This is a genomic window from Streptomyces sp. NPDC007162 (assembly GCF_040634175.1).
GTDB lineage: Bacteria > Actinomycetota > Actinomycetes > Streptomycetales > Streptomycetaceae > Streptomyces.
This window is the reverse complement of record NZ_JBEYFC010000522.1, coordinates 1-6075: the sequence shown is the minus strand read 5'-3', so window position 1 is coordinate 6075 and position 6075 is coordinate 1. Positions and strand designations below refer to the sequence as shown.

At 70.6% G+C, this 6075-nt stretch carries 7 protein-coding genes; 3 read left to right on the top strand and 4 right to left on the bottom strand.

The genetic code is table 11. The features are described 5' to 3' along the window. The coding region (locus ABZ646_RS37980; protein WP_360529682.1) for a 4,5-dihydroxyphthalate decarboxylase at positions 1-862 on the bottom strand (862 nt) is incomplete at its 3' end. Positions 863-969: 107 nt separating this feature from the next. Here ABZ646_RS37980 and ABZ646_RS37975 point away from each other — a divergent pair. Both ABZ646_RS37975 and ABZ646_RS37970 read left to right on the top strand, forming a co-directional pair. After that, entirely contained in the window at positions 970-1830 is an 861-nt protein-coding gene (locus tag ABZ646_RS37975; protein ID WP_360529679.1) for a LysR family transcriptional regulator, read from the top strand. A 138-nt stretch (positions 1831-1968) separates the two neighbouring features. Then, a complete protein-coding gene (locus ABZ646_RS37970) occupies positions 1969-2838 on the top strand; it encodes a universal stress protein (protein WP_360529676.1) in 870 nt (289 codons plus the stop codon). A gap of 37 nt (positions 2839-2875) precedes the next feature. Here ABZ646_RS37970 and ABZ646_RS37965 read toward each other — a convergent pair whose 3' ends face one another. The 3 genes from ABZ646_RS37965 to ABZ646_RS37955 form a co-directional block, all read right to left on the bottom strand. Continuing rightward, positions 2876-4111, bottom strand: a complete 1236-nt coding sequence (locus ABZ646_RS37965) for a DUF4032 domain-containing protein (protein ID WP_360529673.1) — start codon at positions 4109-4111, stop codon at positions 2876-2878. Positions 4112-4121: 10 nt separating this feature from the next. Then, positions 4122-4874, bottom strand: a complete 753-nt coding sequence (locus ABZ646_RS37960) for an MBL fold metallo-hydrolase (RefSeq protein ID WP_360529670.1) — start codon at positions 4872-4874, stop codon at positions 4122-4124. Positions 4875-4960: 86 nt separating this feature from the next. Further along, a complete protein-coding gene (locus ABZ646_RS37955) occupies positions 4961-5587 on the bottom strand; it encodes an alpha-ketoglutarate-dependent dioxygenase AlkB (protein ID WP_360529667.1) in 627 nt (208 codons plus the stop codon). A gap of 127 nt (positions 5588-5714) precedes the next feature. Here ABZ646_RS37955 and ABZ646_RS37950 point away from each other — a divergent pair. After that, positions 5715-6075, top strand: a 361-nt coding sequence (locus ABZ646_RS37950; RefSeq protein ID WP_360529664.1) for a helix-turn-helix domain-containing protein, incomplete at its 3' end; no start/stop codon positions are given.

The following is a 6075-nucleotide window of genomic DNA, read 5'->3' as shown; positions in this document are numbered from 1 at the left end:
CGGGGAACTCTTCACCGTTGCGATCCACCAGGGCGTTCATCCACGGAATCATGGTCTGAACCTGGTAGAGCCTGCGGCTTTGGCGGTAGCGTTCGGCAGCAGCGTCCTTCGCCCGGGAGAAGGCACGGTAGACGCCGTGCGTGAGTCCAGGATGGTCCCGCAGCAGTTCGCGCCGGATGACGATGGTGTGCATCATCGGGAAGATGCCGGTTCGCCGGTAGTAGTCGCGTTCCCGCGGCTCGAAGTCGGGGAACAGCCGGGTGACGTTCGGGGATCCGTCAAGCACGCACTGCGGGACGTTCGCCGAGAACAGCGCGTCGATATCACCGGCGTCGAGCATCGCGCTCAGTGTCTTTCCCTCGGGCGCAACGCGCACGTCGACTTCGGCCGGGTGCGGGTGGGGGATGAAGTCGAAGGGGGGCGCGGGGTGTTCGAGGCCGCCGATCACCCAACGGCATTCCTCGGGTTTGAATCCGTACTCGTCCGCCAGGATCCCTTTGGCCCACACACCGGAGTCCTGGCCGTAGACGCCGAACTCGCCGATGGTCCTTCCCGCAAGATCGCTCGGCTCCGTGATCCCGCTGTGGCTGTTGACGAAGATGCACGAGTGACGGAACACGCGGTTCGGGAAGATCGGCAACGCGACGTACGGCAGTCCTGTCTTCAGCAATCGCAGGTAGAACGTGAGACCGAGCTCGGCGACGTCGAACTCGTTTCCGCGGATCAGCCGGTCGAAGAGCTCCGGCAGGGTCGCTGCGGTTTTCATCGTGACGTCGACACCGTCGATGCTGACGGTTCCGTCGAACAGCGCCCGCGTGGTGTCGTACGGGAAGCACCCGACCGTGAGTGCAGGGGCGGCCATGAAGACTCCTCCTTGTCAGCTCTGCTGCTTCCATCGTTTGCCGTCGCGCTGTCCGCTGTCCAAGACCCGTCGGGAACGTCCGATACCGCACGGGTATCGTGGTCGAGGTGGACCTTCGCTCGCTCCGGTATTTCATCGCCGTCGCCGAGGAGCGCCACATCGGCCGGGCGGCGAACCGCCTGCACATGACGCAGCCGCCGCTGAGCCGCGCGGTCCGGCAGCTTGAGGACGAACTCGGCGTCCTCCTGTTTGAACGCACCCCCAGGGGCGTCACCCTCACGCCCGCCGGAGAGGTTCTGTACGGCGAGACGGGGGCGTTGTTGGGACGAGTGGACGGGGTCCGCAGGCGAGTGGCCGCTGCGGCGGGTACGGCGACCCTCGCCGTGGGGACCCTGGCGGACGCGGCCGAACAGGTCGGCGGCCGACTGGTCTCACTCTTCCGGGCCTGCTATCCGCACGTGCACGTCAGCATCCACGAATCCGACCTCGGCGACCCGACAGCCGGACTCCGCGCCGGACTGGTCGACGTGGCCATCACCCGAACTCCCTTCGACGACACTGGCATCAGCATGCACGTCCTGCGCTCGGTACCCGTCGGCGTAGTCATGCGTGGCGGTGATCCGCTCGCCGCTCATGCCTCGGTCTCGTCGACCGACCTCGCCGGCCGCCGATGGGTCCGGCTGCCGGAGGGCGCCGATCCGGCGTGGACGGCGTACTGGACCGGCAGCGGGGACAACGACAACGACGCGTCGCCGGTCATGCGAACGATCCAGGAGTGCCTGCAAGCGGTCCTGTGGAACGGCACATCGGCTCTCGCTCCCATCGACCAGTCGATGCCCGACGGCCTGGTCGTCGTCCCGCTGAGTGACCGCCCGCCCAGTGATCTCGTCGTGGCCTGGCCAAGGACAGCACGCAGCCCAGTGGTACGGGGTTTCATCCAAGTCGCCAAGAACGGCTGGCACACCTGAAACAGGCACCGGTGCTCCGGTTCCCGCCCCTCGTATGTTCGATCGGCGGCTTCCGCTCTTGTACTTCCGTGCACAGCGGGCATCCGTCCGTGCGGAAGAATGATCACGCACACGCGGAACCGACGAGGAGGCCGGTGCATGACACGCCCGATCACGGCAGGGGTCGACGGGACTGAGGAGAGCCTCGCGGCTCTGGACTGGGCGGCCCGGGAGGCGGTCCGGCGGGGGCTGCCGCTGCGGGTGGTGCACGCCTGGCGGTACGAGGAGCACGAGGCGCTCGGCGGTGACCGGGACGCCCAGCGCGGGTGGGTGTCCGACGGCGTGAGGGAGTCGGTGCGGGCCGTCACCGGACGGTATCCGGACCTCACGGTGAGCGTGGACGTCGTGGAGGGCGCCCCGGTGGAGGCGCTCGTGGACGCGGCCGCCGGGGCCGAACTGCTGGCGCTGGGCTCGCGCGGGCACGGGCCGGTCGTCGGGTTCCTGCTGGGTTCCGTGGGCCGGCAGGTGATAGCCGACGCCGCCCGTCCGGTCGTCCTGGTCCGCGCCGGGGACCGGCCCGCAGCGGAGGCCGCCGGCCGGGAGGTGGTCGTGGGTCAGCAGGGCGGAGTCGAGGACAGCCCGGCGGTGCTGGAGTTCGCCTTCGAGACGGCGGCGGCCCGGGGCGCCGCGGTCCGGGTCGTCCGGGCCTGGACCCTGCCGCCCGTCTTCGCCTACAGCCCGGGTTCGATGAGGCTGCTGGACGAGGCCGGCGGCCTGGAACAGTACGAGAAGAAGGCGCTGACCGAGGCCGTGCGGCCGCTGCGGGAGCGGTTCCCGGCGGTGCCGGTCGCCGAGCACGTGGAGATGGGCAGCGCCGGACAGGTACTGCTGTCGGTGGCCGGACGTGCCCAGCTCATGGTCGTGGGCCGGCGCGCCCACCGGACGGCGGTCGGCGCCCGCATCGGCTCGGTCGCGCACGGGGTGCTGCACCACGCCGACTGCCCGGTGGCCGTGGTGCCGCACGACTGACCTGCTCGACCGCTCACCCCGGGGCCCGCTCCGGGATTCACTCCGGGGTGACCGGCTCCAGCGTCTCCCGGGCCTTGGGCAGCACGTTCTCGATGTAGTCCTCGACCGCGATGTCCAGGCCTATGTCGTGCTGTGCGCGCTCGGACAGGTACCAGCGGTGCTCCAGCAGCTCATGGTAGATCTCGGCCGGGTCCATGGAGCCGCGCAGCTCCAGTGGCACGGCCCGCACGGTGGGGCGGAAGACGTCCCGCACCCACCGGTGGGCCAGCACCTCGGGGCGGGCGGCGAGTGGGTCGCCCGGGGCGTAGTCGTCCTGGGTGGCCATCCAGCTCTCCAGGTCGTTCAGCAGCCGCCGCGCCTGGTTCTCCTCGGCGTCCAGCCCGGTGAGCCGGAGCAGCTGGCGCTGGTGGTGGCCGGCGTCGACGACCTTCGGCACGAAGGTGACGCTGTCGCCGTTGGAGGAGTGCTCGATCTGCATCTCGGCGACGTCGAACCCGAGTTCGTTGAGCCGCCTGATCCGGCGCTCGATGTACTGGTACTTGCCCGCCGGATACACCGAGGTCCGGGTCAGCTCCTCCCACAGGTCGCCGTACCGGGTGCAGATCTCGAACCCGAACTCGATCGGGTCGAGCGACGGGTGCAGCGCTCCCGACGCCTCCAGGTCGAGCAGCTCCCCGCTGATGTTGACCCGGGCGAGGTCGAGGTCGTACTCCCGCTGTCCGTTGCTCAGCTGCGCGTGCAGGTCGCCGGTCTCGGCGTCCACCAGGTACGCCGCGTACGCGCCCGCGTCCCGCCGGAACAGGGTGTTGGACAGCGAACAGTCGCCCCAGGCGAAGCCGGCCAGGTGGAGTCGTACGAGCAGGACCGCCAGGGCGTCCATGAGGCGGTGCATGGTGGCCGGCCGCATGGTCGTCTCGAACATCGAGCGGTACGGCATCGAGCCGCCCAGGTGCCGGGTGACCAGCACCGACTCCAGCGGCTCGCCGGCCGGGTCGGTACGGCCGGTGATCACCGCGAGCGGGTCGACCGCCGGGATGGTGAGCCGGTCCAGGTCGCGCAGCAGCTCGTACTCGCGCAGCGCCGGGCGCTCCGCGAGCTCCTTCACCGCGATGACCTCGTCGCCCGCGCGGGCGTAGCGCACCACGTGCCGGGAGATGCCGCGGGGGAGCGGCACGAGGTACTCCTCGGGCCACTCCTCCAGCGGGACGTCCCAGGGGAGTTCCAGCAGGAGCGCCGGGTGCTCCGGATTGGTCGCGCTGATCTGCAGTGCCATGTCCCGAACCTTAGACGGCGCGTTCGCGGGCCTGCTGGGCGGCCGCCTTCACGGACCCCCGGTGCAGCGGGCCGTGTCCCGGCAGCAGCGCGTCGGCGTCGAGTGCCGCGATGACGTCGAGCGAGGCCACCGCGCGGGCCCGCTCGTGGTGGAACATGTCGGGCAGCAGCTGCGGGCCCTTGACCCGCGAGGTGCGGTGGCCGCTGACCAGGGCGTCGCCGGAGATCACCAGGCCGGCGTCCGGCAGGTGGTAGACGGTGTGCCCGTCGGTGTGGCCGGGGGTGTGCACCGGTACCGGCCGGCCCGGCAGGTCGAGGGCGCCGCCCACGGCGGCCGGGAACGCCTCGGGCGCGGTGACCGGATGCTGCTCGGTGCCGCCGACCCGCAGCACGTGCACCAGCCACGGCATCACCCCGGGCCGCCAGGCGTTCTTCAGCACGTTGCCCACCGCCACCTGCTGGAGGAAGTCCCGCCGCGCGTGCGGGACCTCGGCCTCGTGCAGGTAGACCGGCACGCCGTGCGTGTCGCGCAGGTACTCGGCGGAGCCGAGGTGGTCGTTGTGCGCGTGGGTGATCAGCACGGCCGTCACCGCCTCCGGCGAACCGCCCACCTCCGCGAGGGAGTCGAGCAGTCCCTGCCGGTCCCCGGGGTAGCCGGTGTCCACCAGGGTGACGGCGTCACCGTCCTTGAGGATCACCCAGTTGGTGTGGTTGCCGTGCACCAGATAGGTGCCCGCGGCGACTTCGTGTACCTCGGCCCGCATGATCTCCCCGGCTCGCCCGTATGTGCAGATCGAAACGGAGGACAGCCAACCACATGCGGCTGTCCGGCGGGCGGCCGGGAACCGTCTCAGCGCACCCCGTGCGGCCGGAACTGCACGCTGATCCGCGGCCCGGCGGCCCGTGCCGTCTTCGGTACGCAGTGCTCCCAGGTCCGCTGGCAGGAGCCGCCCATCACGATCAGGTCGCCGTGCCCCAGCGGGCGCCGGAGCGAGGGGCCGCCGCCCAGCGGGCGCAGCAGCAGGTCCCTGGGCTCACCCACGGAGAGGATCGCGACCATGGTGTCCTGCCGTGCGCCCCGGCCGATCCGGTCGCCGTGCCAGGCGACGCTGTCGCGGCCGTCGCGGTAGTAGCAGAGCCCGGCCGTGGTGAACGGCTCGCCCAGTTCGTCGTCGTAGTGCCGGGTGAGTGCCTCGCGGGCCTCGGTGAGGACGGGGTGGGGGAGCGGGTCGGCGGCGCCGTAGAAGGCGAGCAGGCGGGGCACGTCCACCACGTTGTCGTACATCGTGCGCCGCTCGGCGTGCCAGGGCACCTCGGCCGCGAGCCGCTCGAACAGGGCGTCGGCGCCGGTCAGCCAGCCGGGCAGCACGTCGATCCAGGCGCCGGAGCCCAGCGCGGTCCTGCGGACCCGGTCGAGGGAGCCGAGCCGCAGCTCGTCGGTCTGGTCGAACAGGGAGCCCTGGAGGTGCGTGGCCATGTGGCCAGCGTACTCCTTAATCGAAAATATGTTCTGGTCCAGGTACTGGGTTCAGGTACTGGGAGCAGTAGCCCTTTCGATACGTTCATGTATCCGATACATTCACGTATCGAACGGAGGTCAGGACATGCCCGTGGACGGTGCGCCCCAGCGTGTGACCCGGCGCCGGGTGCAGACCCGGGCCCGGCTGCTCGACGCCGCGTTCACCGTGTTCGCCGCCAAGGGTTTCGGGCGGGTCTCCATCGAGGAGGTCTGCGAGGCCGCCGGGTTCAGCCGGGGCGCCTTCTACTCCAACTTCAGCACCCTCGACGAACTGTTCTTCGCCCTCTACCAGGACCGGGCCGACCTCATCGGCCGGCAGGTCGCCGACGCGCTAGCCCTGGACGGACCCGGCCTCGACGTGCCCGCCTCCGTGGACCGGGTCACCGAGGTACTCCTCCACGCCCTGGCCGGCCAACCAGCCGATGTGCATGCACCACGAGCTGAGC